A 24431-nucleotide genomic window follows, 5' to 3' on the forward strand; every position below is an offset into this window, starting at 1 on the left:
GATGCGGTCGCCGTAGGCTGGATGCATGGCTGAGAAGTGGTCCCTGGGCGGCGCGCTGCGCGGCATGTTCGTCCGTCCGACGATCGATGAAACCACCTGGGAAGACCTCGAGACGGCGCTGCTGACGGCCGACTTCGGTCCGGACATCACCGAGCGGATCATCGAAGAACTGGGCGAGAAGGTCGATCGCTATCGCACGACCGATCCGCGGGATCTGCAGCGGATGCTGAAGGAGACGCTCGAGGAGCACTTCGCGAAGTTCGACACCACGCTGCGTCTCACCGAGCGTCCGGCTGTCGTGCTCGTGGTCGGAGTGAACGGCGTGGGCAAGACCACGACGATCGGCAAGTTCGCGAAGTTCCTGCAGCGCTACGGCCGCACCGTCGTGGTCGGTGCCGCAGACACGTTCCGCGCCGCAGCCGTCGACCAGCTGGCCACCTGGGCCGAACGCGGGGGAGCGGCGATCGTCCGGCCGCAGCAGGAGGGCCAGGACCCGGCATCCGTCGCGTTCCAGACGATCGACTATGCGAAGCGCACCGGCACGGAGATCGTGCTGGTCGACACCGCCGGCCGTCTGCACACCAAGGGTGGGCTCATGGACGAGCTGGGCAAGATCCGTCGCGTCATCGAGAAGCAGGCTCCCATCAGCGAAGTGCTGCTCGTGCTCGATGCCACCACGGGCCAGAACGGCGTCATGCAGGCGCAGGCCTTCTTGGAACACGCCGGCGTCACGGGCCTCGTCCTGACCAAGCTGGACGGCTCGGCCAAGGGCGGATTCGTGCTCGCGGTCCAGGAGCGCACGGGCATCCCCGTCAAGCTGCTCGGACAGGGCGAGGGGATCGGGGACCTCACCGGTTTCACGCCGCATGTGTTCGCGGCATCCCTCGTCGACTGATTGCGAAGGCACTTCTGCGGCGCGCCGTCGCGGGATGGCGCCGATGCGCCGAGGCTGGTTTCATGGGGATATGGCGATCGAGCACGATTTCTTCGGACTCCTGGAGTCGGGCCCGGACGGGTCCATCTTCTGGTCCGAGAACGTCGACCTGGGCGATCAGACGGTGACGGTGGATCTGACCGCACCCGACCAGGACGATGTCTCGGAGGCCGCGCTCGATGTGGCGGCCAGCCTGATCTCCTCGATCGAGTCGATCGACCGCACGGCGCGCAATGCGATGGTCTCGGAGCTGGACGATCGCACGAGCGAGGTCATCGAGTACATCCTCCAGCAGCAGGAGGCGCTCGGCGACGAGCTCGACGACATGCTCGTGGACATCTCCGGGGACGTGCAGGTCGACGTGATCCGGTCGCTGCAGCTGATGAGCATGACCATCCTGGCCGACGAACACGGCGGCGCCGACCCGTTCGCGGTTCTCGAGTACGCCCTGGACCCGGATGCGACGGACGACGTCATCCTGGTGAACCTGGATTCGGACGGCCAGGTGCTCTCCGTGACCAGCGCGGACTGAGGCCACGGGCTCCAGCCGTTCGGTTCGCGCATGCAGACCTTCCTTCCGTACCCGTCTTTCGCGCGCTCGGCAGAAGCGCTCGATCGCAGCCGCCTCGGCAAGCAGCGCGTCGAGACGCTGCAGCTGCTGCGCGCGAACACGATCCCCGATTACGGGTGGCGCCACCATCCCGCGACCAAGATGTGGTCCCGGCACCTCCCGGCTCTGGTCGCATACGGCCTGGCGATGACGGACGCCTGGACGGCGCTGGGGCGCCCCGACACCGTGCGGCCGCAGCTGGTGGAATTCGCGCCGGAGGTCGATGGGCTCGCGCAGAGCGAGCTGGAGATGCCGCCGTGGATGGGTGACCCGGCCTTCCACCTCGCACACCAGTCGAATCTGATCCGCAAGGATCCCGAGTTCTACCGGCCGCTGTTCGGCGACGTGCCCGACGATCTGCCCTACATCTGGCCGCTGGCGTAGCTCAGACGGCCTGTGCGAACCCGCGCGACCCCTGCGCGATGTCCTGGGCGAGGTGCGACAGGTCGTCGGGGATGCCCCGGCCCTTGGAGATCATCGACTGCGCCCACAGGCGACCGGCCCGGTAGGACGAGCGCACGAGCGGACCGGCCAGCACCCCGAGGAACCCGATGCGCTCGGCCTCCGTCTTGAACTCCACGAACTCCTCCGGCTTGACCCACCGATCCACAGGCAGGTGCCGCGGAGAGGGCCGAAGATACTGCGTGATGGTGATGATGTCAGTTCCGGCGTCGTGCAGGTCCTGAAGCGCCTGCACCACCTCGTGCGGCTCCTCACCCATGCCCAGGATGAGATTCGACTTCGTGATCAACCCGAAGTCGCGCGCCTGCGTGAGCACGTCGAGCGAGCGGTCGTAACGGAAGGCGGGGCGGATGCGCTTGAAGATTCGCGGAACGGTTTCGACATTGTGCGCGAACACCTCTGGGCGTGACTCGAACACCTCGCGCAGGAGCGCGGGGTTGCCCGAGAAATCCGTCGCGAGGATCTCCACCCCGGTGCCGGGGTTCTCGGCGTGGATCCGCCGGACCGTCTCGGCGTGCAGCCACGCACCTTCGTCGGGGAGGTCATCGCGGGCCACACCGGTGACCGTGGCGTACCGCAGGCGCATCTTCTGCACGCTCTCGGCCACCCGGCGCGGTTCGTCGCGATCGTAATCGGCGGGCTTGCCGGTGTCGATCTGGCAGAAGTCGCACCGCCGCGTGCACTGCGAACCGCCGATGAGGAACGTCGCCTCGCGGTCCTCCCAGCACTCGTAGATGTTCGGGCAGCCTGCTTCCTGGCACACCGTGTGCAGACCCTCGTCCTTCACGAGCGAATGAAGAGCCGTGTATTCGGGCCCCATCTTGGCGCGCGTCTTGATCCACTCGGGCTTGCGCTCGATCGGGGTCTGGGCATTGCGCACCTCCAGACGCAGGAGCTTGCGTCCGTCGGGGGCGGATGCCGGGGTGACCGCGGCGGGCGCGCCGGTGGCGCAGCCGCTCACGCGAGCACCCCCGCGTACTCGCCCTGGAAGGCCGACACGACGGAGTCGACGATGTCGACGGGAGAGACGTCGGCGCCGACCACCTCGCTGATGGTCGTGACACCGGCATCCGTGATCCCGCACGGGATGATGCCGCGGAATCCCGCCAGAGTGTTGTCGCAGTTGACGGCGAAACCGTGCATCGTCACACCCTTCTCCACACGCACGCCGATGGCGGCGACCTTGTCCACGGACAGCGGACGGCGCACCCACACACCGCTGCGCCCCTCGACCCGGTATCCGTTCACCCCGTGCTCGGCCAGCGCTTGGATCAGCAGCCGCTCGAGACGGCGCACGTGCGCGACCACGTCCACCGGTTCCGGAAGGCGCACGATCGGGTAGCCCACGAGCTGGCCGGGACCATGCCAGGTGATCTTGCCACCGCGGTCCACATCGACCACGGGGGTGCCGTCGTGCGGCCGCTCGTGCGGCTCGGTGCGCTTGCCGGCGGTGTACACGCTCTCGTGCTCGAGCAGGATGAGGGTGTCGCGCCGTTCTCCGGAAACGACGCCCGCGTGAACTCGCCGCTGCAGCGCCCAGCCGTCGATGTAGGGCACGTAGCTGGGGCCGAGTCCGGCATGGACGATCTCGAGCATCGGTCCTCCGAGGGCAGTTTCTGGATCGCGTCCAACATTACATCGTCATGTATCTCGCCGCACGACCCGGCCCGTGTCCTCGTACGCTGTGGTCATGACCGCTCAGCGAGCAGGCCGGCCCCGTGCCTCGTCCCGCGAGACCCTCGCCGAAGCGGCGTGCGAACTCTTCCTCGAGCAGGGCTTCGCGCACACCACGATCGCCGAGATCTCCGGCCGTGCGGGAGTGAGCCGCTCCAGCTTCTTCAACTACTTCGCCTCGAAGTCGGACATCCTCTGGGCCGCGTTGGACGAGCGCATCGCGTCGTGGCAACGGGCGCTCGATGCCGAAGAGGGGCCGGATGCCGCGGCGGAGGTGCGCGACGGCGCGATCGGGCTCGCCGCCGGCTTCGCCCCGGACAGCCTCGCACTGGCCATCGTCAACGCTCGCGCGATGGACCTGGAAGAGGAGCTCGAACGCGAAGCCTCGATGCGGCGCGCGCGCATCGGTCGGGCCGTCTCGGCGCGACTGGTCCGCAGCGGCACGGAGCGCCTTCACGCCGATGTGGCCGGCTCCGCCTGGGGCGGGGCGATCCTGGGCGCAATCGAGGCCTGGGCTCGCGGCGGAGCAGGTCGCGCGCCTCTCAGCGGGTTCGTGGCGCGCGCAGCGAAGGTCGCCGACACCGCGACGACGGTTCCCGTGCTGGGGAGAGTGCGGCAGCTGCGCGTCGTCGTCCAAGCCGCGGACTTCGAGCGGACCCTTGCCTTCTACCGGGACGATGTCGGGATGCCGCAGGCCGAGGCCTACGAAGCCGAAGGCGGCGCGCGCGTGGCGATCCTCGACGCCGGGCGCGCGACCCTCGAGATCGCCAATCCGGCCCAGGTCGCGTTCATCGACCGGGTCGAGACCGATGGCGGCGCGAGCGATCCGATCCGGATCGCTCTCGAAGTGGAGGACACCGCCGGCGCGATGGAGCGCCTGACCGACGCGGGCGCCGAAGTGGAGGCATCCGCCCGGGAAACGCCGTGGCGGTCGATCAACGCCCGCCTGCGTGCACCTGCCGATCTGCAGCTCACGCTGTTCCAGGAGCTGGGACCGGCTTGACGGGTCGCCTCGCGTAAACTTGAGGCACTATGGCAACCTTCGGCACACTCTCCGACCGGCTCACCGAGACCTTCCGCAACCTTCGCAAGAAGGGGCAGCTCACCCCGGCGGACGTCGACGGCACGGTGCGCGAGATCCGCCGTGCGCTGCTCGAGGCCGACGTCGCGCTGCCGGTCGTCAAGGAGTTCACCGGCAAGGTGCGTGAGCGTGCCCTCGGCGATGAGGTCAACCGGGCGCTGAATCCCGCGCAGCAGGTCGTCCAGATCGTGAACGAAGAGCTCATCGCGATCCTCGGCGGTCAGCAGCGCAGGCTGCAGTTCGCCAAGAACCCGCCCACCGTCATCATGCTCGCGGGCCTGCAGGGCTCGGGTAAGACGACGTTCGCGGGCAAGCTCGCGCATCAGCTCGAGAAGGACGGGCACACCCCGCTGCTGGTCGCCGCGGATCTTCAGCGCCCGAACGCCGTGAACCAGCTTCAGGTCGTCGCCCAGCGCGCCGGTGCGGCGATCTACGCCCCCGAACCGGGCAACGGTGTCGGCGATCCCATCAAGGTCGCCAAGGACGGCGTCGAGATCGCGCGCCGCCAGCAGCACGATGTCGTGATCATCGACACCGCGGGGCGACTGGGTGTAGATGCCGAGCTGATGAAGCAGGCGGGCGACATCCGGCGGGCCACCGATCCGGACGAGGTGCTGTTCGTCATCGACGCGATGAGCGGACAGGACGCCGTCAACACGGCGAAGGCCTTCCAGGACGGTGTCGATTTCACCGGTGTGGTCCTGTCGAAGCTGGACGGCGACACCAAAGGCGGTGCCGCTCTCTCGGTGGCCTCCATCACCGGCCGCCCCATCATCTACGCGTCCACGGGTGAGGGACTCGACGACCTCGAGCCCTTCTACCCCGACCGCATGGCGTCGCGCATCCTCGACCTCGGCGACATCCTGACCCTCATCGAGCAGGCACAGCAGGCCTTCGACGAGGAAGAGGCCATGAAGATGGCCGAGAAGCTGGCCACCGACAGCTTCACGCTCGAGGACTTCCTCGACCAGATGCAGCAGCTCAAGAAGATGGGCTCGATGAAGAAGATGCTCGGCATGCTGCCGGGTATGGGCCAGATGAAGCAGCAGCTCGAGGACTTCGACGAGTCCGAGCTCGGCCGCACCGAGGCGATCATCCGCTCCATGACGCCGATCGAGCGCCGCAACCCCAAGGTGCTCAACGGCTCGCGCCGCCTGCGCATCGCGCGCGGTTCGGGCGTGACCGTCACCGAGGTCAACGGACTCGTCAACCGCTTCGAGCAGGCCGCGAAGCTTATGAAGACCGTGGCCCGCGGCGGCACGCCGAACATCCCCGGCATGGGTCCGATCCCGGGCTCTCGCCCGGGCGCGTCCGCCAAGCGCGGCAAGCAGCAGCCGAAAGCCAAGGGATCGCGTTCGGGCAACCCCGCCAAGCGCGCCGCCGAGAACGCCGGGATCGCGGCATCCACCCCCGCCGTCCCCACGGGTTCCGGCTTCGGCCTGGGTGCCGGTGCGGCGGCGAAGGGCGCGCCGAGCGAGGCGGACCTCGCTCAGCTGCAGAAGCTCCTCGGCAAGGGCTGATCTCCGAAGGTTCTCTTCGCTCGCGGTAGGAAATCGGACGGCCGTAGGAGAATTTCGCCGGGAACCTCCTGCGTCTGGCCGGTTTCCTCTCCTGGGCCGATCGCTGTCGACTCCTCCCCAGCTCCCCGGGGCGGGCTGCAGGTCCACAACGCGGCTGATCACCTGCCGCATGGTGACCTCACGCGTCACGCTCGGTGCATGACCAAGGCGACGTTCCTGCTCGAGTGGCTGGCGCGGCGCGGTGACATCGCGCACTCGGCTGAGGCCCGTGCCGCGGGCTTCTCTCGCCAAACGATGGCGGATGCCGTCGATCGTGGGCTCGTGCGACGAACACGGCGTTCGTGGCTGGTCGGCCCGGCAGCCGATGATCGCCTCGTGCGGGCCGTCTCGGCCGGAGGCCGGCTCAGCTGCCTCAGTGCGGCATCCCGACACTGCTTGTGGACGCCGCCGCACTCGGACCTCCACATCGCCGTCAAGCCGACGGCGTCCCGGATTCCGCGCGAGAACATCGTCGCGCACTGGTCGATCGGGCCGGCACCCGTTGGTCGGTACGTAGTCGAGGATTCGATGATCAACGCGTTGCTGTTAGTCGCGGAGTGCGTGCCGCGGGACCTAGCCCTCACGGTGTGGGAATCCGGCGTGCGTCGCGGACTGGTGAAGACAGAAGAGCTTCGCCGAGTGGACTGGCGAAGCCTGCGTGCACGAGAGGTCGCCGATGCGTGCTCGGCCTTGAGCGACTCGGGACTCGAGTCGATCTTCCTCAGCCGAATCGGCCGGTTAGGCGTCGGCATCCGTCAGCAGGTCTGGATCGATGGTCATCCGGTCGACTTCCTCATTGGCGTCAGACTGGTCGTTCAGCTCGACGGCTTCGAGCATCACAGCTCACCAGCCGCGCGGCGACGAGACTTGGATGCCGATGCTCGCCTGATTCTGGAGGGGTACACGGTGCTGCGATTTGACTATCAGCAGGTGATGTTCGGCTGGGACGCGGTGGAAGCGGTGATCGTCACGGCGATGGCGCAAGGCCTTCATCTCTCCAACCGGCCCCGAGGGTAGGAGACCGGCCTCACGTCGGATGAGACCTCCGCAAAGGTCCTACGGTCGGCCTATGTCCGACGCTCGCAGGCCACAACCCGGGTCAGTGACCCAGCGAGGCCAGATGCTCTCGCAGCGTCGGCCCGGCGCGGAACTCGCGGATCAGATGCTGCACGACCTCCCGCAGGTCGCCGTCGGCGGCATCCGCCACCATCGTCTGGCGTGCGTAGCTGGCACCCTGCGTCAGTATCGTCTCGAGACCGCTGAACTCGCGTGCGCAGTGGAGGTCGACGGCGAGGTCGCCGACGCGCTCCATCGTCTCGCGCAGGTGCTCCCTCACCGGAGCCTGCGTGCCCTGGTCGTCGACGATGATGCGGGCATCCAGGCCGTACCGGGCGGCGCGCCACTTGTTCTCGCGCACGAACCAGGGCTGGATCGACGCCAGTTCGCGCCCCTCGTCCAGCTGCCGGGAGAAGTGCTCCACGAGCACCTGCACGAGCGAGGCGACCGCGGCGAGCTCGGGCAGCGTCGACATCCCGTCGCACGCGCGCACCTCGATCGTGCCCCAGCGCGGGGCCGGCCGGATGTCCCAGCGCACTTCGCTCGCGTCGGCCATGACGCCGGTGCGCACCATGTCGTCCAGATACCCCTCGAACTCCGACCAGTCCCGCAGCGGCCACGGCAGGCCGGCCGTCGGCAGCTGCTGGAAGACGAGCGAGCGGTTGGATGCGTAGCCCGTGCGATCGCCCGCCCAGAACGGGCTCGAAGCGGACAGTGCCTGAAGGTGGGGCAGGTAGACCGCCAAGGCGTTGATGATCGGGAAGACCTTATTGACGTCCTCGACGCCCACGTGCACATGGATGCCCCAGATCATCATGTTTCGCCCCCACCATTGGGTGCGCTCGATCAGGGTGTGATAGCGCGTCTTGTCGGTGACCTGCTGGTCGTACCACTGCGCGAACGGATGGCTGCCGGCGCAGAGCAGCTCGACCTCCATGGGATTGGTCACCGTGCGGATCGCGGCGATCGCGTCCGCGATGTCATCCACCGCAGCGGCGACGGTGTCGCCGATGCCGCTCGTCACCTCGACGGTGTTGGTCAGCAGCTCCCCGGTCACGGTGTAGCGCTCGAGGGCGGTGCTCTCGGCCAGGGCGTCGATGACCTCGGGCCCGCGCGGAACCAGATCTCCGGTCGTGCCGTCGGCGAGCATCAGCTCCCACTCCAGACCGACCGAGGAACGCGCGGATGTGGCGAAGGGCACCGTCATCCGCACAGTTTGACACGCGGATGCCGCCACCCCGCGGTTTCGCGTGGTTCGCGGCGCCGCTCCGGTTATGAGAGAATTGTGGGTCGGATCACTTGCTCGACCCTCTATCCAGCATCTGATCCTCCCTTTTGAGCTTCCGCCGGGTGTGCACCCCACGCTCCAGGCGATCAGTTCGTCTCACTTCACACAATTCAGGAGAATCGTGGCTGTCAAGATCCGTCTCAAGCGCATGGGCAAGATCCGCGCGCCGTACTACCGCATCGTCGTCGCCGACTCGCGCACCAAGCGCGATGGTCGTGTCATCGAGGAGATCGGCAAGTACCACCCGACCGAGGAGCCTTCGTTCATCGAGGTCGACTCCGAGCGCGCGCAGTACTGGCTGGGCGTCGGCGCGCAGCCGACCGAGCAGGTCGCAGCCCTGCTGAAGCTGACCGGCGACTGGGGCAGGTTCAAGGGCGACAAGAACGCCGTCTCGACCGTCAAGGTCAAGGAGCCCAAGGCGCCGTTCGAGGTCGACTCGAGCAAGAAGGTCGTCATCAAGCCCAAGGCCGAGAAGAAGGCCGAAGAGCCCGCCGCCGAGGCGTCCGACGCCGACGCCGCGACCGACGCAGAGTAATCGTGGTGCTGGCCGCTGCGCTCGAGCACGTCATCAAGGGGATCGTCGATCACCCTGAGGACGTGTCCATCCGCTCGTCGACCTCGCCCCGCGGCGACGTCCTCGAAGTGCACGTGCACCCCGACGACCGGGGTCGCGTGATCGGGCGCGGCGGACGCACCGCCAGGGCGCTGCGCACGCTGATCACCGCACTCGCGGACGGCCGGCGCGTGCGCGTCGACGTCGCGGACGACTGACGTGGCTTCTCCCGAAGAGACCTCGTCGGCACGTCCGCCCAAAGCGGCCAAGACGCAACTGCGCGTCGGTCGCTTGGTCAAGGCGCACGGCCTCAAGGGCGCGCTCAAGCTCGAGCTGTACACGGATGACCCCGAAGGTCGCTTCGCGCCGGGATCATCGTTCACCCTGCAGGTTCCGGAGTCCTCTCCGTGGCACGGCAAGTCGCTCACCGTCCGTGAGTTCCGCTGGATGAACAGCCATCCGGTGGCCTTCTTCGAGGGCGTGGATGATCGCTCCGGCGCCGAGGAGCTCGTGCGCGCCATCCTCTGGATCGACCAGGACGACGAAGACGCTCCGTCCGAAGACGACGCCTGGTACGACCACCAGCTCGTGGGTCTGCAGGTCGTCCGCGACGGCGAGGTCGTCGGGCGCGTGATCCGCGTGGACCACTTCCCGGCACAGGACCTGCTGATCGTCCGACTTCCCGGTGACAGCGAGGTGCTCGTTCCCTTCGTCAAGGCGATCGTGCCCGAAGTCGACATCGCGGGCGGCCGGATCCTGGTGACCCCGCCGGCAGGCCTGTTCGAGGACCTTCCCGCCGACGACACCGACGACGACGGCGAGTTCGGGGACGCGGATGCCGACCGCCCGGCATCCGACGAGGACGACACCGAAGAGGCCTGACGTGCGCATCGACGTCGTCTCGATCTTCCCGTCCTTCTTCGACGTCCTCGAGGTCTCACTGCTGGGCAGAGCCCGCGGGAGAGGACTTCTCGACGTCCGCGTCCACGACCTGCGCGAGTGGACGTACGACCGCCACCGCACCGTCGATGACACGCCCTACGGCGGTGGAGCCGGCATGGTCATGAAGCCGGAGCCCTGGGGTGAGGCGCTGGATGCGATCACCGCGGATGCCGCACCCCTTCCGGTGATCATCTTCCCGTCGCCGGCGGGGGAGGTCTTCACCCAGGCGACCGCGCGCGAACTCGCGCAGCGGGAGCACCTGGTGTTCGGCTGCGGGCGATACGAAGGAATCGACGAGCGCGTGTTCACGCATGCCGCGCAGCTCGGCGAGGTGCGCCTCATCAGCCTGGGCGATTACGTGCTCAACGGCGGCGAGGTCGCCGCGATGGCGATGATCGAGGCGGTCGGTCGCCTCATCCCGGGTGTCGTGGGCAACCCGGAGAGCCTGGTCGAGGAGTCGCACGAGGAGGGCCTCCTCGAGTATCCGTCCTACACGAAGCCCGCCGCTTGGCGCGGCCTGGAGGTGCCACCCGTGCTCCTGAGCGGAAACCACGGCGCCATCGCGTCATGGCGTCTCGAACAGCAGCTCGAGCGAACTCGCGCGCGACGCCCCGACCTGCTGGGCTCCGACCACGACGGGGCCTCGTAGCCGCCACGTCAAGGGTCGCGGACCATGTTTCCCGGCCCAGTAGCCTGGAAACCCCGGTCGATCGGGTCCCGAACGATCGACCTCACTGGAGGCGATGTGCAGACTTGGCCAGGTTCGAGCTATCCGCTCGGCGCGACGTTCGACGGCAATGGAACCAATTTCGCACTGTTCAGTGAGGGGGCTGAACGGGTCGAGCTGTGCCTGTTCGGCGACCGCGGCAAGGAGACCCGCGTCCCCCTCGTCGACGTGGACGCCTACGTGTGGCATGCCTACCTTCCCCAGGTGCGCCCGGGACAGCGCTACGGCTACCGGGTGTACGGACCCAACGACCCGAAGAGCGGCGCGCGTTTCAACCCCAACAAGCTGCTGCTGGATCCCTACGCGAAGGCCGTCGAGGGTCAGGTGACGTGGGGGCAGCCCGTCTTCGGCTACGACTTCGGCGAGCCCGATTCCCGCAACGACGAGGACTCGGCGACATCCATGATGAAGGGCGTCGTGGTCAACCCGTACTTCGACTGGGCCGGTGACCGGCAGCCCAAGACGCCGTACTCCGAGTCGTTCATCTACGAGGCGCACGTCAAGGGGCTCACGCAGACCCACCCCGGCATCCCGGACGAGATCCGGGGCACCTACAGTGCCATCGCGCACCCCGTGATCATCGAGCACTTGAAGAAGCTCGGCGTCACGGCGATCGAGCTCATGCCGGTGCACCAGTTCGTCAACGACTCGACCCTTCAGGAGAAGGGGCTGTCCAACTACTGGGGCTACAACACCATCGCGTTCCTCGCGCCGCAGAACACCTACGCGTCCACGGGCGACCGGGGCCAGCAGGTCGAGGAGTTCAAGGGCATGGTGCGGGCGCTGCATGCCGCGGGCATCGAGGTGATCCTCGACGTCGTCTACAACCACACCGCTGAGGGCAATCATCTGGGGCCGACCCTGTCGATGAAGGGCGTCGACAACGTCGCGTACTACAAGCTCGAAGACGACGACAAGCGCTACTACACCGACTACACCGGTACGGGCAACAGTCTTAACGCCGGCAATCCGCACGCGCTCCAATTGATCATGGACTCGCTGCGGTACTGGGTGCTCGAGATGCACGTCGACGGCTTCCGCTTCGACCTGGCCTCGGCCCTCGCACGCGAGTTCTACGACGTCGATCGCCTCGCGACCTTCTTCGAGCTCGTCCAGCAGGACCCGGTGGTCTCACAGGTCAAGCTGATCGCCGAGCCGTGGGACGTCGGCCCCGGCGGATACCAGGTCGGCAACTTCCCTCCGCAGTGGACGGAGTGGAACGGCAAGTACCGCGACACCGTGCGCGACTTCTGGCGCGGCGAGCCGCAGGCCCTCGGCGAATTCGCGTCACGACTGACGGGGTCGGCAGACCTCTACGAGCACTCCGGTCGTCGTCCGGTCGCGTCGGTCAACTTCGTCACGGCCCACGACGGGTTCACGCTGCGCGACCTCGTGAGCTACAACGAGAAGCACAACGAGGCCAACGGGGAGGACAACAACGACGGCGAATCGCACAACCGCTCGATGAACTTCGGGGTCGAGGGTCCGACCGACGACGTCGAGATCAACACGATCCGAGCCCGCCAGCAGCGCAACTTCATCGCCACGCTCCTGCTCAGTCAGGGCGTGCCGATGCTCCTGCACGGCGATGAGCTCGGCCGCACCCAGTACGGGAACAACAACGGCTACGCACAGGACAACGAGATCACCTGGGTCGATTGGGAGAACGTCGATCAGCCGCTCGTCGAGTTCACCGCCGCCATGGCGCGACTTCGCCGTGACCACCCCACCTTCCGCCGCAGGCGCTTCTTCAACGGCCGTCCCGTGCGCATGCAGGACGGCGAACAGCGCCGCGACATCGCCTGGCTGCGACCGGACGGTACGCTCATGCAGCCGGATGACTGGGAGTCGGGTTTCGGACGCGCCATCGGCGTGTTCCTCAACGGACGCGGCATCCGCGAACGCGACTACCGGGGCGAGCCCATCGTGGACAAGCACTTCATCGTGCTGTTCAACGCCGGTGACGACATCGTCGACTTCCGCACGCCCGTGATCGACGACAGCCCGATGTGGAACGTCCTGATCGACACGGCGGGCGAGAAGGCGGACAGCGATCCCCTGCAGCCGGGCGCCACCGTCCGACTGCATGCGAAAGCGCTCATGGTGCTTTCGGAGCACAGCGTGATGGAGCCGGAGATCGACCACTCGGTCGCGGCATCCCTGGCGGCGCAGACCGACACGACGATGCCCGGGCAGTCGCCCAAATCGGAGCTGGAGCACTGAGCATGGCCCGCACGCCCCGATCGACCTATCGTCTGCAGATCCGGCGCGATTTCGATCTGGATGCCGCGGCCCGCGTGACCGGATACCTGCGGGACTTGGGCGTGTCGTGGGCATATCTTTCACCGCTGCTGAAGGCGACCGACGGCTCCGACCACGGCTACGACGTGGTGGACCCCTCGCAGGTCGACCCTGCGCGCGGCGGCGCGGCGGGTCTGGGGCGGTTCGCTTCTGCCGCGCGGGAGGCCGGACTCGGCATCCTGATCGACACGGTGCCCAACCACATGGGGATCTCTCAGCCTGCGCAGAATTCCTGGTGGTGGGACGTCCTCACGCACGGGCGGGCATCCCGCTACGCCGAGGCCTTCGACATCGACTGGGACTTCGGCGGCGGCAGAGTGCGCGTGCCGATCCTCGGTGCGAGCACCGAGGAGGTCATCGCCGACGGCCAGGTGAGGATCGATCCCGGCACGAGCGGTCTCGCGCCGCACGGCGTGGTCCGCTTCTATGACGAGCACGTCCTGCCGCTCTCACCGGGATCCGTCACGGCCGGCTCCGACCTGGCCGACACCCGCGTCATCGAACAGGTGCTCGCGCGCCAGCACTGGGAGGCGATCTTCTGGCGGCGCGAGGCGGCAGAGCTGAACTACCGCCGCTTCTTCGCCGTGACCACTCTCGCCGGCGTCCGCGTCGAGATCCCGTGGGTGTTCGACGAGAGCCACACCGAGGTGCTGCGCTGGATCCGCGAAGGCCTCGCGGACGGACTCCGCGTCGATCATCCCGATGGCTTGCTCGATCCCGGCGCCTACCTCGAGCGTCTGGCCGCGGCCACCGGGGGAGCGTACGTCCTCGTGGAGAAGATCCTCGAGCACGGCGAAGAGCTGCCCGGCTGGTGGGAGACCGACGGGACCACCGGGTACGACGCGCTCGGCGAGATCGACCGCGTCCTGATCGATCCGGCGGGGGAGGCCGCGCTGTCCGTGCTGGATGCGCAGCTGCGCGGGGATGACACGAGGCCGTACAGCGAGGTGATCCACGACACCAAGCGGATGATCGCGGACACGATTCAGGGTGCGGAGATCGCCCGCCTCGTCCGGGAGCTCCCGTCGAATCTGCAGGGGCCCGCTGCTCATGACGCACTCGCCGAGCTGCTGGCCTGCTTCCCCGTGTACCGCTCCTATCTTCCCGCCGGACGCCGCCATCTCGACGATGCCGCCGCCGCTGCTGTGACCCGTCGTCCGGATTTGACCGGGACCATCGAGCAACTCGTCCCGCTCCTGGCGGACCCGGCGCGGGATGTCGCACGCCGATTCCAGCAGACGACCGGCCCGGTCATGGCGAAGGGTGTCGAGGACACTGCCTTCTACCGCTACGGGCGGCTCGGCTCCCTCACCGAGGTGGGCGGCGACCCGTCCGTGTTCGCGCTGACCGTGGAGGGGTTCCACCGCGCGCAGGCCCAGCGGCACGCATCGTGGCCGCTGTCGATGACCACGCTGTCGACGCACGACACCAAGCGCGGCGAGGACGTGCGCGCCCGCCTCGATGTCCTCGCCGAGGTCCCCGGACGCTGGGCGGCGGTGCTGGCGGAGATGCGCGAACGCGCTTCGACCGGGCACGCAGCGTTCGACAACCTCCTGTTCCAGGCGGTCCTCGGGTCGTGGCCTGCGTCGCGCGAACGGCTCCACGCGTACGCGGAGAAGGCGTCCCGCGAAGCGGCCGAGGCGACCGGGTGGTGGGATCCCGACCCTGCGTTCGAGCAGCGCCTGCACGCCACCGTCGACGCCGTCTTCGACGATCCGCAGCTGCGGCGCACGATGGCCGAATTCGTCGCCGAGGTCGCCGCGGCCGGCTGGTCCAACGGCCTGTCGGCCAAGCTGCTGCAGCTGACCGCACCGGGGGTTCCCGACGTCTATCAGGGCTCGGAGCTGTGGGAGACCTCGCTCGTCGACCCCGACAACCGGCGCGAGGTCGATTTCGATGCACGTCGACGGATGCTGGCCGAGCTGGACTCCGGCTTCTCCGAGGGTCGCCTCCCACGCGTGGACGAGACGGCGGCCGCGAAGCTGCTCGTCACGTCGCGCGCGCTGCGCCTGCGCCGGGACCGCCCCGACCTGTTCACGATGTACCGGCCGATGACCGTCGTGGGACCGGCATCCGATCACGCGATCGCGTTCGATCGGGGCGGGGCGGTCGCCGTCGCCACGCGACTGCCGGTGGGGCTCGCAGCACGGGGCGGCTGGGGGGACACGGTGCTGCTTCGGCATTCCGGCCCGACGACGGATGCCCTCACCGGACGCACGTTCCGCGGCTCGACCATCCCGCTGCACGAACTCCTCGCCACGTACCCGGTCGCCCTTCTGGTGCCGGCTGAGAACGAGGAGGATCAGTCCGCATGATCGAGGTCTGGGCGCCGCGGCGCACGACGGTCCGGCTGCATCGGCCGGGCCACGACCCGCTGGCGATGGAACGGCGCGAGGGAGGCTGGTTCGCGGCATCCGTCGATCTGGACGACGGCGACGAGTACGGATTCCTCCTCGACGATGCACCGGCCGTCCGCCCCGACCCGCGGTCGCGTCGGCAGCCGCACGGCGTGCACGAGCTGAGTGCGTGGTTCGATCCGGGTCGTCACGACTGGCAGGACGCCGACTGGACCGGACGGCAGCTCGCGGGAGCGGTGATCTACGAGCTGCACATCGGAACGTTCACGGCGGACGGAACGCTCGATTCGGCCATCGACCGCCTCGACCACCTCGTCGACCTCGGCATCGGCTTCGTCGAGCTGCTGCCGGTCAACGCGTTCAACGGCACGCACAACTGGGGATACGACGGAGTCCTCTGGTACGCCGTCCACGAGGGCTACGGCGGTCCCGCCGCCTATCAGAGGTTCGTCGACGCCTGCCATCAGCGCGGAATCGGCGTCATCCAGGACGTCGTGCACAACCACCTGGGACCGAGCGGGAACTATCTTCCCGAGTTCGGGCCGTATCTGCGCGACGCGGAGCGCAACACCTGGGGTTCGTCCATCGACCTGGACGAACCGGAAGTGCGCTCGTACATCGTCCAGAACGCGCTGATGTGGATGCACGACCACCACGTGGACGGACTCCGCCTGGACGCCGTGCACGCGCTCAAGGACCGCTCCGAGCGACACATCCTGCCGGAGCTCGCGGAGGCCACCGAGGCCCTCAGCGCGCACCTCGGCCGGCCCCTCACGCTCATCGCGGAATCGGACCTGAACGACGCCAGGCTCATCACCGCCCGCGAAGCCGGCGGCTATGGCCTGACCGCGCAGTGGAGCGATGACTATCACCACGCCCTGCACGTCGCGGTCTCCGGCGAGACGACCGGGTACTACGCCGACTTCGAGCCGCTCTCAGCGCTGGTGAAAGCGACGACCCGGGGCTTCTTCCACGACGGCAGCTGGTCCTCGTTCCGGGGGCGCGCGCACGGGCATCCGATCGACACGCGCATTCCCACATCGCGCCTGGTCACCTTCAGCCAGGATCACGACCAGATCGGCAACCGCGCGGCAGGCGACCGCCTCTCGCAGAGCATCGACGAGGGGGGTCTGGCGGTCGCAGCAGTGCTCACCGTGCTCTCGCCGTTCACGCCGATGCTCTTCATGGGGGAGGAGTGGGCGGCGTCCACGCCGTGGCAGTTCTTCACGTCGCATCCCGAGCCCGAGCTCGGCCGGGCGACGGCGGAGGGGCGGATCGCCGAGTTCGCCGCGATGGGCTGGGACCGCACGGTCGTGCCCGATCCGCAGGACCCGCAGACCTTCCAGCGCTCGAAGCTCGACTGGGCCGAGCGCGATCGGGATGTGCACGAACGCATGCTCACCCTCTACCGCACGCTCATCGCCCTGCGGCGGCAGCTGCCCGACCTCACCGACCCCGCGTTCGGCTCGCTCGCCGCCGAGGCCGACGAGGAGGCCAGGGTGCTCCGCCTCTCCCGGGGTGGAACGCAGATCCTGGTGAACTTCGCCGAAGACACGAGACGGATGCCGCTGCCCGGGTCACCGGCGGTGCTGCTGGCGACCGCCGATGACTTCGCCCACGAAGCAGGGGATGCGGTCCTGCCGGGTCGTTCGGCCGCGGTCGTGCGCGTCGCCTGAGATCGCGACACCCGGTCGACGGTGCCGCGTCAGGCGACGCCGAGCCAGGAGCGATCGGTCAGCACGATCGGGCCGGACTCCGTGACGGCGACCGTGTGCTCCGCATGCGCGCCGCGAGAGCCGTCGGCGCTGCGCAGCGTCCAGCCGTCCGGGTCGGTGACGAGCTTGTCGGTGGTCTCGAGGAACCACGGCTCCAGGGCGATCACCAGCCCCGCACGCAGCGGGTATCCCCGGCCAGGCTTGCCGTCGTTGGGCACGTGCGGATCGCCGTGCATGATGTGGCCCACACCGTGCCCACCGAAGTCGGTGTTGATCTCGTAACCATCGCCCCGCGCCACCTGCGCGATCGCGTGCGAGATGTCGCCGATGCGCTGCCCGACCGCGGCTGCCGAGATGGCGGCATCCAGCGCCCGTTCGGCCGTGTCGATGATCGCAAGGTCCTCATCCCGCGCCGAGCCGACGACGAACGAGACCGCGGAGTCGGCGACCCAGCCATCGACCGAGGCGGCGAAATCGAGCGACACGAGGTCGCCGTCCTTGAGGGAGTAGTCGTACGGAAGCCCGTGCAGCACCGCGTCGTTCACGGAGGTGCAGATGACCTTGCCGAACGGGCTGGCGCCGAAGGAGGGGTGGTAGTCGATGTAGCACGACTCCGCACCCGCTCGCCGGATGAGCTCGTGCGCGCGGCGGTCGATGGCCAGCAGGTTCGATCCGACTCGCGTCTCGTCGCGCAGCGTGGCGAGCACTTCGGCCACGAACCGCCCTGCGGGGCGCATTGCCTCGATCTCGGCGGGAGTGCGTAACTCGATCATCCGGTTCCTTTCGTCGGGTCCATTCTGTCCGAACGCGCGGGGTCGCGCTCCGGCGCACCGCCGGCCGCACTCCGTGCCGCTGGGTCTCCGCGTACGGGGACCCGCATCCTGGCTGGGAGGATGCCGCGTGGTCACGGGCCACCCTGTCCGATCCGCGCACCACCGGCGTACCATCAAGGCTATGTGGCTCCGTCGCGCGTTCTACGCCTGGTTGATTCCGGCTGCGTTCGTGCTTCCGCTGTGGCTCCTGGTCGGCTGGGGCGTCTTCAACGCCGGTGGCTGGGCGTTCCTGTGGGTCCTGTTCCTCGCGATTCCCTCCGTGTTCATCGGCCAGCTCGTGCTCACGCTGCTCGTCCGCGCACGCGGGACGGTGCGAGCCGAGCGAGCGGTGTCGTGGTGGGATGTGCTCGGCTTCGGGGTGTGGCACGCGCTCACGTTCTCGCTCGGGTTCTACAACCAGGCGTGGTGGGCGCCGGTCATGGTGCTGACGATCATCGTCGGCCTGGCCCTGTTCTGGCTCGAGCTCGTGCAGCTGTGGCGCGAGGCCAAGCCGTCAGCGCTTCTCATGCGCACGACGGAGGGGATCGGCTACATCCCCGCGCAGGTGCCTCGCACGGCTCCCAGCGAGCGGGACGTGATCGTCATCACGGAACGACCGCCGACCGTCTGAGGCGTTTTGGCCCGCCGGGGCATCCATGGCAGAATGATCCTTTGTGTCCTGATCAGGCTCTGCCTCAGGGGAGCCGGCTCTCGGACGAATCGTCGAGGGCCTCGGGCACACACCATCCTTTCCCACCAGTACCGCGGTCGACCTGTGGCGGCCGCAGAGAGCAATGATCATGCAGATCCTCGACTCCGTCGACGCAGCCTCGCTGCGTTCCGACATCCCCGTCTTCGGCGCCGGCGACACCGTCAAGGTGCACGTCAACATCACGGAGGGCAACCGCTCCCGTATCCAGGTCTTCCAGGGCGTCGTGATCCGTCGCTCGGGCGACGGCGTCCGTGAGACGTTCACGGTCCGCAAGATCAGCTTCCAGGTCGGTGTCGAGCGCACGTTCCCCGTGCACAGCCCCGTCATCGATCACATCGAGGTCGTCACCCGCGGTGACGTGCGTCGCGCGAAGCTCTACTACCTGCGCAACCTCCGTGGCAAGAAGGCCAAGATCAAGGAGAAGCGCGACAACTGACGCGCTCCCACACGAAACCCCGGTCACTTTCGACCGGGGTTTCGTCGTCCCCGGTCCTGCGGATGTGCGACCCTTGATCTCGCGGTGCGCTCATGTGCGGCGGACGCGTAGAAGGATCTGAATGTCGATCGAGCAGACGGCGCCCGCGGCGCCGGCGCCGTCCTCGCGTTCCACGGAGAGCAGCGGGCGGCGCGACCGTCGTCGCGGGTGGCTGACATTCCTGCGCGACGTCATCATCATCGTGCTCGTCGCGGTGCTCGTGTCCTTTTTGGTCAAGACGTTCCTGGTGCGGTCCTTCTACATCCCTTCGGGCTCGATGGAGAGCACGCTCATGGTCAACGACCGCATCCTGGTCGACGAGGTCACCCCGCGGTTCGGCGGCTACGAGCGCGGTGACATCGTCGTGTTCCGCGACCCGGGCGGCTGGCTGCCGGTCAGCACGGACGCGCCCCGATCGCCGATCGTCGAGGCGGTGGACTGGAGCCTCTCCCTCGTCGGTCTCTCCGCGCCGGACAGCGACGACCACCTCGTGAAGCGGATCATCGGGACGCCGGGCGATCACGTCGTCTGCTGCAACACCCTCGGGCAGATCAGCGTGAACGACGTGCCGATCGATGAGACCGACTACCTCAAGCTCCCCACGGCCGACAGTCCGGCATCCGCGGACGACTTCGATGTCGTGGTGCCGGATGACCGCCTCTGGGTGCTCGGTGACAATCGCTACTCGTCGAAAGACTCCCGCTACAACCAGGACCAGCCCGGCAAGGGCTTCGTGCCGGTCGGCAACGTCGTGGGACGCGCCTTCCTGATCACGTGGCCGTTCGATCGGTTCGGGATGCTGGACTTCCACCACGCCGTGTTCTCCGGGGTTCCGGAGCCGGTCGGGGAGCCCGCCGCGAAATGACCGTCGCGGAGCCGCGCCTGACGCTCGAGCGGCGACTGCTGCGCGATCATCCGATCCTGATCGCGTGCGACGAGGTCGGCCGTGGAGCTCTGGCGGGACCGGTCGCCGTGGGCGCTGTGATGATCGACGCACCCCGCTCGCGCAAGCGCGTCCCGCAGGGACTGCGCGACTCCAAGCTCGTGCCCGAGCATCGGCGCGCCGAGGTCGCGGCCCGGGCGGCCTCGTGGGTGTCGGCCAGCGCCGTGGGCTGGGCGAGCGCCGCCGAGATCGACGACGTCGGCATCATGCGCGCGCTCGGGCTTGCGACCATGAGGGCACTGGCGGACCTCCGCGCTCACGACGTGGTCCCGGAAGAGGCGATCGTGGTGCTCGACGGCAACTACGACTACATCACGCCGGCGGGCGGCACCGGACTGACGATCCGGCCGGTGATCAAGGCGGACCGCGACTGCGCCAGCGCGGCCGCGGCATCGGTCATCGCCAAAGTCGCCCGCGACTCGCTCATGACGGGACTGCACGACGAGATGCCGGCGTACAACTGGGCGCGCAACAAGGGGTATGCGAGCCCCGACCACCGCGACGCCATCCTCGAGCACGGCATCAGCCGCCACCATCGCGCATCGTGGTCGTTCATCGGCTCGCCGACTCTGTTCTGAACCGTCGACTCCGACCCGAAGGCGCCGACCCCGCCGATCAGGAGTCGAGCGAGAGCTCCTCGGGCAGGTGGAAGTCGCGTCGGGAGAGCTCCTCGACGTTGACGTCCTTGAAGGTGAGCACCCGTACGGCCTTGACGAACCGATCGGCGCGGTAGATGTCCCAAACCCACACATCGGACATCGTGATCTCGAAGTAGAAGTCGTGCTCGGTGTCCCGGCGGACGACATTGACCTCGTTGGCGAGATAGAACCGGCGTTCCGTCTCGATCACGTACTGGAACTGCGAAACGACGTCGCGGTACTCGCGGTAGAGAGCGAGCTCCAGTTCGCGGTCATAGTCTTCGAAGACTTCGTCATCCATGGTGCTCCCATCCTAGAGTCGCGCGCCCGATCCCGCTCTCGCCTCCTCCCCAGCATCGGTTCACGCACGGTTGTCCACCCCCGGCCGATCGCGGACCCGCTGCGCGGTTCTGGCCGGACACGATCGATGCATGGCACACAAGGACGTCCTCGGGCGCGCGGGTGAAGAGCGCGCCGCGCGGTATCTGCAGTCACGGGGATACACCGTGCTGGATCGCAATTGGCGCATCCGGGAGGGCGAACTCGACCTGGTCGCGGCAAGCGGAGCCGAACTCGTGGTCGTCGAGGTGAAGACGCGGCGCGGCGAAGGGTTCGGCCATCCCTTGGAGGCGATCGACCGGCGCAAGCAGTCACGGCTGTGGAGACTCGCGATGGCGTGGATCGCCGCCCACCCCGATGAGGCTCAGGGGCGCCGGCTGCGCATCGATGCCATCGCGATCGTCGGTCCCGACCCATCGTGCGCACACCTGGAGCACCTGGAGGATCTGCGGTGACGACGGCTCGCACGTGGGCGATCGCGCTCACGGGCCTGGACGGAGCGCTCGTCGAGGTCGAGGCGGACCTGTCGAATCAGCAGCCGGAGTTCCGCATCATCGGACTGCCGGACAAGGCGCTGGGGGAGGCGGTGCAGCGCGTGCACAACGCGAGCGCGAACTGCGGTCTCACGTTGCCGCGGCGGCGACTGACGGTGAACCTCTCACCCGCGAGCCTGCCGAAGACCGGTTCTGCCTTCGACGTCGCGATCGCGGTCGCCGCCCTCGCCACCGAGGGCGGGATGGATGCCGCATCCCTCGCCGAAACCGTGCACATCGGCGAGCTGGGCCTGGACGGTCGCCTGCGCCCGGTCCCCGGTGTGCTGCCGGCGGTCCTGGCCGCCGTGCGGGCGGGCAAACGCCGGGTGATCGTTCCTCATGCCAACGCCGCGGAGGCGGCGCTGGTGGACGGTATCGAGGTGATGGGCGCAGTCTCGCTCGCCGATGTCGCGAGGAGGCACGGTGCCGATGTCGAAGAGCGCTCGCTCGATCCGGTGCCGGGGCCGTCGGTTCCCGCAGAGGAACAGACAGCCCCGGAGCTGGCCGAGGTGATGGGCCAGCGCGACGCCGTCGGTGCCCTGATCGCAGCGGCCGCGGGCGGGCACCACATGCTCATGAGCGGTCCGCCGGGGGCGGGCAAGACGATGCTCGCCAGCCGGCTTCCCGGAATCCTGCCCCCGCTCGATGACGCGCAGGCGCTCGAAGTGGCCGCGATCCGATCCCTCTCCGGCGAGGGCGCGGGCAGCCTTCTGCGGCGCCCGCCACTGGAGGCTCCGCACCACAGCGCCAGCATCGCCGCGCTCGTTGGCGGCGGCTCGCGAATCCTTCGCCCCGGCGCGATCGCACGCGCGACGCACGGAGTGCTCTTCCTGGACGAGGTGGGGGAGTTCGCCCCCAGCGTGCTGGACGCGCTGCGGCAGCCGTTGGAGAAGGGCGAGATCACGATCCACCGAGCTGGAGTCACGGCATCCTTCCCCGCGTCGTTCCAGCTCATCCTCGCAACGAATCCGTGCCCCTGTGGCAGCTATGGCGTGAGGGGCGGCAGCTGCGTGTGTCCGCCCATGGCGATCCGGCGCTACCTGGGGCGGCTGTCGGGACCGCTGCTGGATCGCGTCGACATCGAGCTCGCGATGGCCCGCGTGTCGGTCGCCCACGCTCGCGACCTCGGGGAAGGTGTCGTGACCACGTCGGAAGCGGCAGCTCGCGTCGCCGAGGCTCGGGAGCGAGCCGCCCACCGACTGCGAGGCACGCGCTGGAGCCTGAACGCCCGGGTATCGGGGCCGTGGCTGCGCGAGGGACCGCTCGCTCTGCCGCCGGTGGTGCTGCGCCCTCTGGATGCCGCCCTGAACCGCGGCGCTCTGACGCTGCGCGGGTACGACCGGGTGCTGAGGGTCGCCTGGACCTTGAGCGATCTTGCGGCGCGCGCGAGCCCCACCGTGTCGGATATCGGCCGGGCACTGTTCATGAAGAAGGGCATCAGCACATGAGGGACTTTCTGCCGGTCGCGGCTCAGGCGCGGAATCTGCTCGCTCCGCTCGTCCCAGGGGAGCTCGACGACGAGCGGGCGCGGCGCCTGTATGCCGTGCACACCTGGAGCTGGCTCACGGAACCCGGAGACGGCGTTGCCGGACGCCTGGTCGCGGCGCTGGGCCACGAGGCGGCCCTGAACGAGGTGATCGCCGGTGGGAGGGACGGCGTTGCGAAGGATGCCGCGTCGATCGGCGAGAAGGAGTGGGCGGATGCCCGCGCCCGTTGGCTGCCGCGACTCGATCCGGACGGCGTCCGGCAGGCCCTGGAGATCGCCCGTCGGGCCGGGCTGTCGCTGCTGACCTCAGAGGACGCGGGGTGGCCCGCGGGTCTGGAGGATCTGGGCCCGCACGCCCCGATGCTGCTCTGGGTGCGCGGCGATGCCGGTGCGCTCACGCGCACTCCCCGCTCGGTCGCGCTGGTGGGCGCCCGTGCCGCCACCGCCTACGGCGAGCACGTGGCGATCGAGCTCGCCGCGGACCTGGTCGCCCACGGCGTCTCGATCGTGTCCGGCGCCGCCTATGGCATCGACGGCGCCGCGCACCGGGCTGCTCTGGCGGCCGGCGGCACGACAGTAGCGCTTCTCGCCGGCGGCGTCGACCGCCCGTATCCCACCGGACACAGCCAGCTCATCGAGCGGGTCGCCGCGACCGGCGCGGTGGTCAGCGAGGTCCCGTGCGGAACGGCGCCGACCAAGTGGCGATTCCTCGCGCGGAACCGCCTCATCGCGGCGCTGGCGGATGCGACGGTCGTGGTGGAGGCCGGGATGCGCAGCGGTTCGCTGAACACAGCGGGTCACGCAGCGACGCTCGCCCGACCGCTCGGTGCGGTGCCCGGGCCGGTCACGAGTGCGGCTTCGGCCGGTTGCCATCGCCTGCTCAGAGAGTTCGACGCGCGCTGCGTGACCAGCGCCGACGATGTGCGGGAACTGCTCGGAGCTGAACCGCAGACGCTGTTCGATCTGGCCGCCTCCGGCGCCCACCGGACCGACGACACCACGAGAGTGCGGGATGCGATGAGCTTCCGCTCCTGGAGACCGACCGCCGAGATCGCACGGCGATCCGGCCTGGCCCCAGGCGACGTGACCGGCATTCTCGGTCTGCTGGCACTCGACGGGCACGTCGTCGGAGGAGGGGAGGGCTGGCGGCGGACGCGCCATGGCGGAGGCGGCTGAGACGAACGCGAACTGAGGACGGCGCGCCGTGTGCCGCGGCGTCCTCAGCGAGCAGGGC

General features: G+C 68.6%; 25 protein-coding genes. 20 read left to right on the forward strand and 5 right to left on the reverse strand.

The annotated features are described in order from the left end of the window. The first annotated feature begins 25 nt into the window (after positions 1-25). The 3 genes from ftsY to RWQ91_RS00900 all read left to right on the forward strand — a co-directional run bounded on the left by ftsY (position 26) and on the right by RWQ91_RS00900 (position 1928). On the forward strand, positions 26-895 hold the full coding sequence (ftsY, locus tag RWQ91_RS00890; RefSeq protein ID WP_314501915.1) for a signal recognition particle-docking protein FtsY: 870 nt from the start codon (positions 26-28) through the stop codon (positions 893-895). A 70-nt stretch (positions 896-965) separates the two neighbouring features. Then, positions 966-1466 (forward strand): DUF2004 domain-containing protein, encoded by a 501-nt coding sequence (locus RWQ91_RS00895; RefSeq protein WP_314501917.1) that lies wholly within the window; start codon positions 966-968, stop codon positions 1464-1466. Positions 1467-1496: 30 nt separating this feature from the next. Then, positions 1497-1928 (forward strand): MSMEG_6728 family protein, encoded by a 432-nt coding sequence (locus RWQ91_RS00900; protein WP_314501919.1) that lies wholly within the window; start codon positions 1497-1499, stop codon positions 1926-1928. A gap of 1 nt (position 1929) precedes the next feature. On the opposite strand, the gene lipA is transcribed toward RWQ91_RS00900, so the two are convergent. Together lipA and lipB are read right to left on the reverse strand one after the other, a co-directional pair. Next, the gene (gene lipA / locus RWQ91_RS00905; protein WP_314501921.1) at positions 1930-2967 is read right to left on the reverse strand and encodes a lipoyl synthase; all 1038 of its coding nucleotides are present in this window, start codon (positions 2965-2967) and stop codon (positions 1930-1932) included. Next, positions 2964-3602 (reverse strand): lipoyl(octanoyl) transferase LipB, encoded by a 639-nt coding sequence (gene lipB, locus RWQ91_RS00910; RefSeq protein WP_314501923.1) that lies wholly within the window; start codon positions 3600-3602, stop codon positions 2964-2966. Before lipB ends, lipA begins: the two co-directional genes overlap by 4 nt. Positions 3603-3696: 94 nt before the next feature. On the opposite strand from lipB, the gene RWQ91_RS00915 reads away from it, so the two are divergent. The 3 genes from RWQ91_RS00915 to RWQ91_RS00925 all read left to right on the forward strand — a co-directional run bounded on the left by RWQ91_RS00915 (position 3697) and on the right by RWQ91_RS00925 (position 7337). Then, positions 3697-4683, forward strand: coding sequence for a TetR family transcriptional regulator (locus RWQ91_RS00915; protein WP_314501925.1), 987 nt, complete (start codon positions 3697-3699; stop codon positions 4681-4683). A 29-nt stretch (positions 4684-4712) separates the two neighbouring features. Continuing rightward, a complete protein-coding gene (gene ffh, locus RWQ91_RS00920; RefSeq protein WP_314501927.1) occupies positions 4713-6281 on the forward strand; it encodes a signal recognition particle protein in 1569 nt (522 codons plus the stop codon). A 375-nt stretch (positions 6282-6656) separates the two neighbouring features. Further along, positions 6657-7337 carry a DUF559 domain-containing protein gene (locus tag RWQ91_RS00925; RefSeq protein ID WP_314501929.1) on the forward strand — a complete coding sequence of 227 codons (681 nt, stop codon included), beginning with the start codon at positions 6657-6659 and terminating at the stop codon, positions 7335-7337. An 82-nt stretch (positions 7338-7419) separates the two neighbouring features. On the opposite strand, the gene RWQ91_RS00930 is transcribed toward RWQ91_RS00925, so the two are convergent. After that, entirely contained in the window at positions 7420-8583 is a 1164-nt protein-coding gene (locus tag RWQ91_RS00930) for a glutamate--cysteine ligase (RefSeq protein WP_314501931.1), read from the reverse strand. 202 nt (positions 8584-8785) lie between these two features. Here RWQ91_RS00930 and rpsP point away from each other — a divergent pair, with 202 nt between their 5' ends. From rpsP to treZ, 7 genes are all read left to right on the forward strand, one after another. Beyond that, positions 8786-9199, forward strand: a complete 414-nt coding sequence (gene rpsP, locus RWQ91_RS00935; RefSeq protein ID WP_314501933.1) for a 30S ribosomal protein S16 — start codon at positions 8786-8788, stop codon at positions 9197-9199. Positions 9200-9204: 5 nt separating this feature from the next. After that, positions 9205-9435: an RNA-binding protein gene (locus tag RWQ91_RS00940; RefSeq protein WP_314501935.1), complete on the forward strand. Its 231-nt coding sequence runs from the start codon at positions 9205-9207 to the stop codon at positions 9433-9435. A 1-nt stretch (position 9436) separates the two neighbouring features. After that, complete coding sequence (gene rimM / locus RWQ91_RS00945; RefSeq protein WP_314501937.1) at positions 9437-10099, forward strand: ribosome maturation factor RimM; 663 nt, start codon at positions 9437-9439, stop codon at positions 10097-10099. A gap of 1 nt (position 10100) precedes the next feature. Further along, complete coding sequence (gene trmD / locus RWQ91_RS00950; RefSeq protein ID WP_314501939.1) at positions 10101-10808, forward strand: tRNA (guanosine(37)-N1)-methyltransferase TrmD; 708 nt, start codon at positions 10101-10103, stop codon at positions 10806-10808. A 96-nt stretch (positions 10809-10904) separates the two neighbouring features. After that, the gene (glgX, locus tag RWQ91_RS00955; RefSeq protein WP_314501941.1) at positions 10905-13109 is read left to right on the forward strand and encodes a glycogen debranching protein GlgX; all 2205 of its coding nucleotides are present in this window, start codon (positions 10905-10907) and stop codon (positions 13107-13109) included. Positions 13110-13111: 2 nt separating this feature from the next. After that, a complete protein-coding gene (gene treY, locus RWQ91_RS00960) occupies positions 13112-15502 on the forward strand; it encodes a malto-oligosyltrehalose synthase (RefSeq protein ID WP_314501943.1) in 2391 nt (796 codons plus the stop codon). Continuing rightward, positions 15499-17220 carry a malto-oligosyltrehalose trehalohydrolase gene (gene treZ / locus RWQ91_RS00965; protein WP_314501945.1) on the forward strand — a complete coding sequence of 574 codons (1722 nt, stop codon included), beginning with the start codon at positions 15499-15501 and terminating at the stop codon, positions 17218-17220. The genes treY and treZ overlap by 4 nt, the downstream gene beginning before the upstream one ends. A 29-nt stretch (positions 17221-17249) precedes the next feature. On the opposite strand, the gene map is transcribed toward treZ, so the two are convergent. Beyond that, positions 17250-18032 (reverse strand): type I methionyl aminopeptidase, encoded by a 783-nt coding sequence (map, locus tag RWQ91_RS00970; protein WP_314501947.1) that lies wholly within the window; start codon positions 18030-18032, stop codon positions 17250-17252. 181 nt (positions 18033-18213) lie between these two features. On the opposite strand from map, the gene RWQ91_RS00975 reads away from it, so the two are divergent. The 4 genes from RWQ91_RS00975 (at position 18214) to RWQ91_RS00990 (ending at position 20779) form a co-directional block, all read left to right on the forward strand. Beyond that, positions 18214-18702 (forward strand): MFS transporter permease, encoded by a 489-nt coding sequence (locus RWQ91_RS00975; protein WP_314501949.1) that lies wholly within the window; start codon positions 18214-18216, stop codon positions 18700-18702. Positions 18703-18871: 169 nt separating this feature from the next. After that, on the forward strand, positions 18872-19219 hold the full coding sequence (gene rplS / locus RWQ91_RS00980; RefSeq protein WP_314501951.1) for a 50S ribosomal protein L19: 348 nt from the start codon (positions 18872-18874) through the stop codon (positions 19217-19219). A 121-nt stretch (positions 19220-19340) separates the two neighbouring features. Next, positions 19341-20123: a signal peptidase I gene (gene lepB / locus RWQ91_RS00985; protein WP_314501953.1), complete on the forward strand. Its 783-nt coding sequence runs from the start codon at positions 19341-19343 to the stop codon at positions 20121-20123. Further along, the gene (locus RWQ91_RS00990; protein WP_314501955.1) at positions 20120-20779 is read left to right on the forward strand and encodes a ribonuclease HII; all 660 of its coding nucleotides are present in this window, start codon (positions 20120-20122) and stop codon (positions 20777-20779) included. Before lepB ends, RWQ91_RS00990 begins: the two co-directional genes overlap by 4 nt. Before the next feature lie 37 nt (positions 20780-20816). Here RWQ91_RS00990 and RWQ91_RS00995 read toward each other — a convergent pair whose 3' ends face one another. Beyond that, positions 20817-21140 (reverse strand): DUF2469 family protein, encoded by a 324-nt coding sequence (locus RWQ91_RS00995; protein WP_314501957.1) that lies wholly within the window; start codon positions 21138-21140, stop codon positions 20817-20819. A gap of 130 nt (positions 21141-21270) precedes the next feature. Between RWQ91_RS00995 and RWQ91_RS01000 the strand changes: the two genes are divergently transcribed. From RWQ91_RS01000 to dprA, 3 genes are read left to right on the forward strand one after another with little or no spacing between them, the layout of a single operon-like run. Next, complete coding sequence (locus tag RWQ91_RS01000) at positions 21271-21633, forward strand: YraN family protein (protein ID WP_314501958.1); 363 nt, start codon at positions 21271-21273, stop codon at positions 21631-21633. Further along, complete coding sequence (locus RWQ91_RS01005; RefSeq protein WP_314501960.1) at positions 21630-23159, forward strand: YifB family Mg chelatase-like AAA ATPase; 1530 nt, start codon at positions 21630-21632, stop codon at positions 23157-23159. Before RWQ91_RS01000 ends, RWQ91_RS01005 begins: the two co-directional genes overlap by 4 nt. Further along, on the forward strand, positions 23156-24373 hold the full coding sequence (dprA, locus tag RWQ91_RS01010; RefSeq protein WP_314501962.1) for a DNA-processing protein DprA: 1218 nt from the start codon (positions 23156-23158) through the stop codon (positions 24371-24373). The genes RWQ91_RS01005 and dprA overlap by 4 nt, the downstream gene beginning before the upstream one ends. Positions 24374-24431 lie beyond the last annotated feature (58 nt).

Origin of the sequence: uncultured Microbacterium sp. (assembly GCF_963524805.1) — a bacterium.
In the GTDB taxonomy this organism is placed as follows: domain Bacteria; phylum Actinomycetota; class Actinomycetes; order Actinomycetales; family Microbacteriaceae; genus Microbacterium.

Excerpts from the sequence above, each read along its gene's own strand:
- ftsY (WP_314501915.1), top strand. The coding sequence starts at position 26 with ATGGCTGAGAAGTGGTCCCTGGGCGGCGCGCTGCGCGGCATGTTCGTC.
- RWQ91_RS00895 (WP_314501917.1), top strand. The coding sequence starts at position 966 with ATGGCGATCGAGCACGATTTCTTCGGACTCCTGGAGTCGGGCCCGGAC.
- RWQ91_RS00900 (WP_314501919.1), top strand. The coding sequence starts at position 1,497 with ATGCAGACCTTCCTTCCGTACCCGTCTTTCGCGCGCTCGGCAGAAGCG.
- lipB (WP_314501923.1), bottom strand. The coding sequence starts at position 3,602 with ATGCTCGAGATCGTCCATGCCGGACTCGGCCCCAGCTACGTGCCCTAC.
- RWQ91_RS00915 (WP_314501925.1), top strand. The coding sequence starts at position 3,697 with ATGACCGCTCAGCGAGCAGGCCGGCCCCGTGCCTCGTCCCGCGAGACC.
- ffh (WP_314501927.1), top strand. The coding sequence starts at position 4,713 with ATGGCAACCTTCGGCACACTCTCCGACCGGCTCACCGAGACCTTCCGC.
- RWQ91_RS00930 (WP_314501931.1), bottom strand. The coding sequence starts at position 8,583 with ATGACGGTGCCCTTCGCCACATCCGCGCGTTCCTCGGTCGGTCTGGAG.
- treY (WP_314501943.1), top strand. The coding sequence starts at position 13,112 with ATGGCCCGCACGCCCCGATCGACCTATCGTCTGCAGATCCGGCGCGAT.
- treZ (WP_314501945.1), top strand. The coding sequence starts at position 15,499 with ATGATCGAGGTCTGGGCGCCGCGGCGCACGACGGTCCGGCTGCATCGG.
- map (WP_314501947.1), bottom strand. The coding sequence starts at position 18,032 with ATGATCGAGTTACGCACTCCCGCCGAGATCGAGGCAATGCGCCCCGCA.
- RWQ91_RS00975 (WP_314501949.1), top strand. The coding sequence starts at position 18,214 with ATGTGGCTCCGTCGCGCGTTCTACGCCTGGTTGATTCCGGCTGCGTTC.
- rplS (WP_314501951.1), top strand. The coding sequence starts at position 18,872 with ATGCAGATCCTCGACTCCGTCGACGCAGCCTCGCTGCGTTCCGACATC.
- lepB (WP_314501953.1), top strand. The coding sequence starts at position 19,341 with ATGTCGATCGAGCAGACGGCGCCCGCGGCGCCGGCGCCGTCCTCGCGT.
- RWQ91_RS00990 (WP_314501955.1), top strand. The coding sequence starts at position 20,120 with ATGACCGTCGCGGAGCCGCGCCTGACGCTCGAGCGGCGACTGCTGCGC.
- RWQ91_RS00995 (WP_314501957.1), bottom strand. The coding sequence starts at position 21,140 with ATGGATGACGAAGTCTTCGAAGACTATGACCGCGAACTGGAGCTCGCT.
- RWQ91_RS01000 (WP_314501958.1), top strand. The coding sequence starts at position 21,271 with ATGGCACACAAGGACGTCCTCGGGCGCGCGGGTGAAGAGCGCGCCGCG.
- dprA (WP_314501962.1), top strand. The coding sequence starts at position 23,156 with ATGAGGGACTTTCTGCCGGTCGCGGCTCAGGCGCGGAATCTGCTCGCT.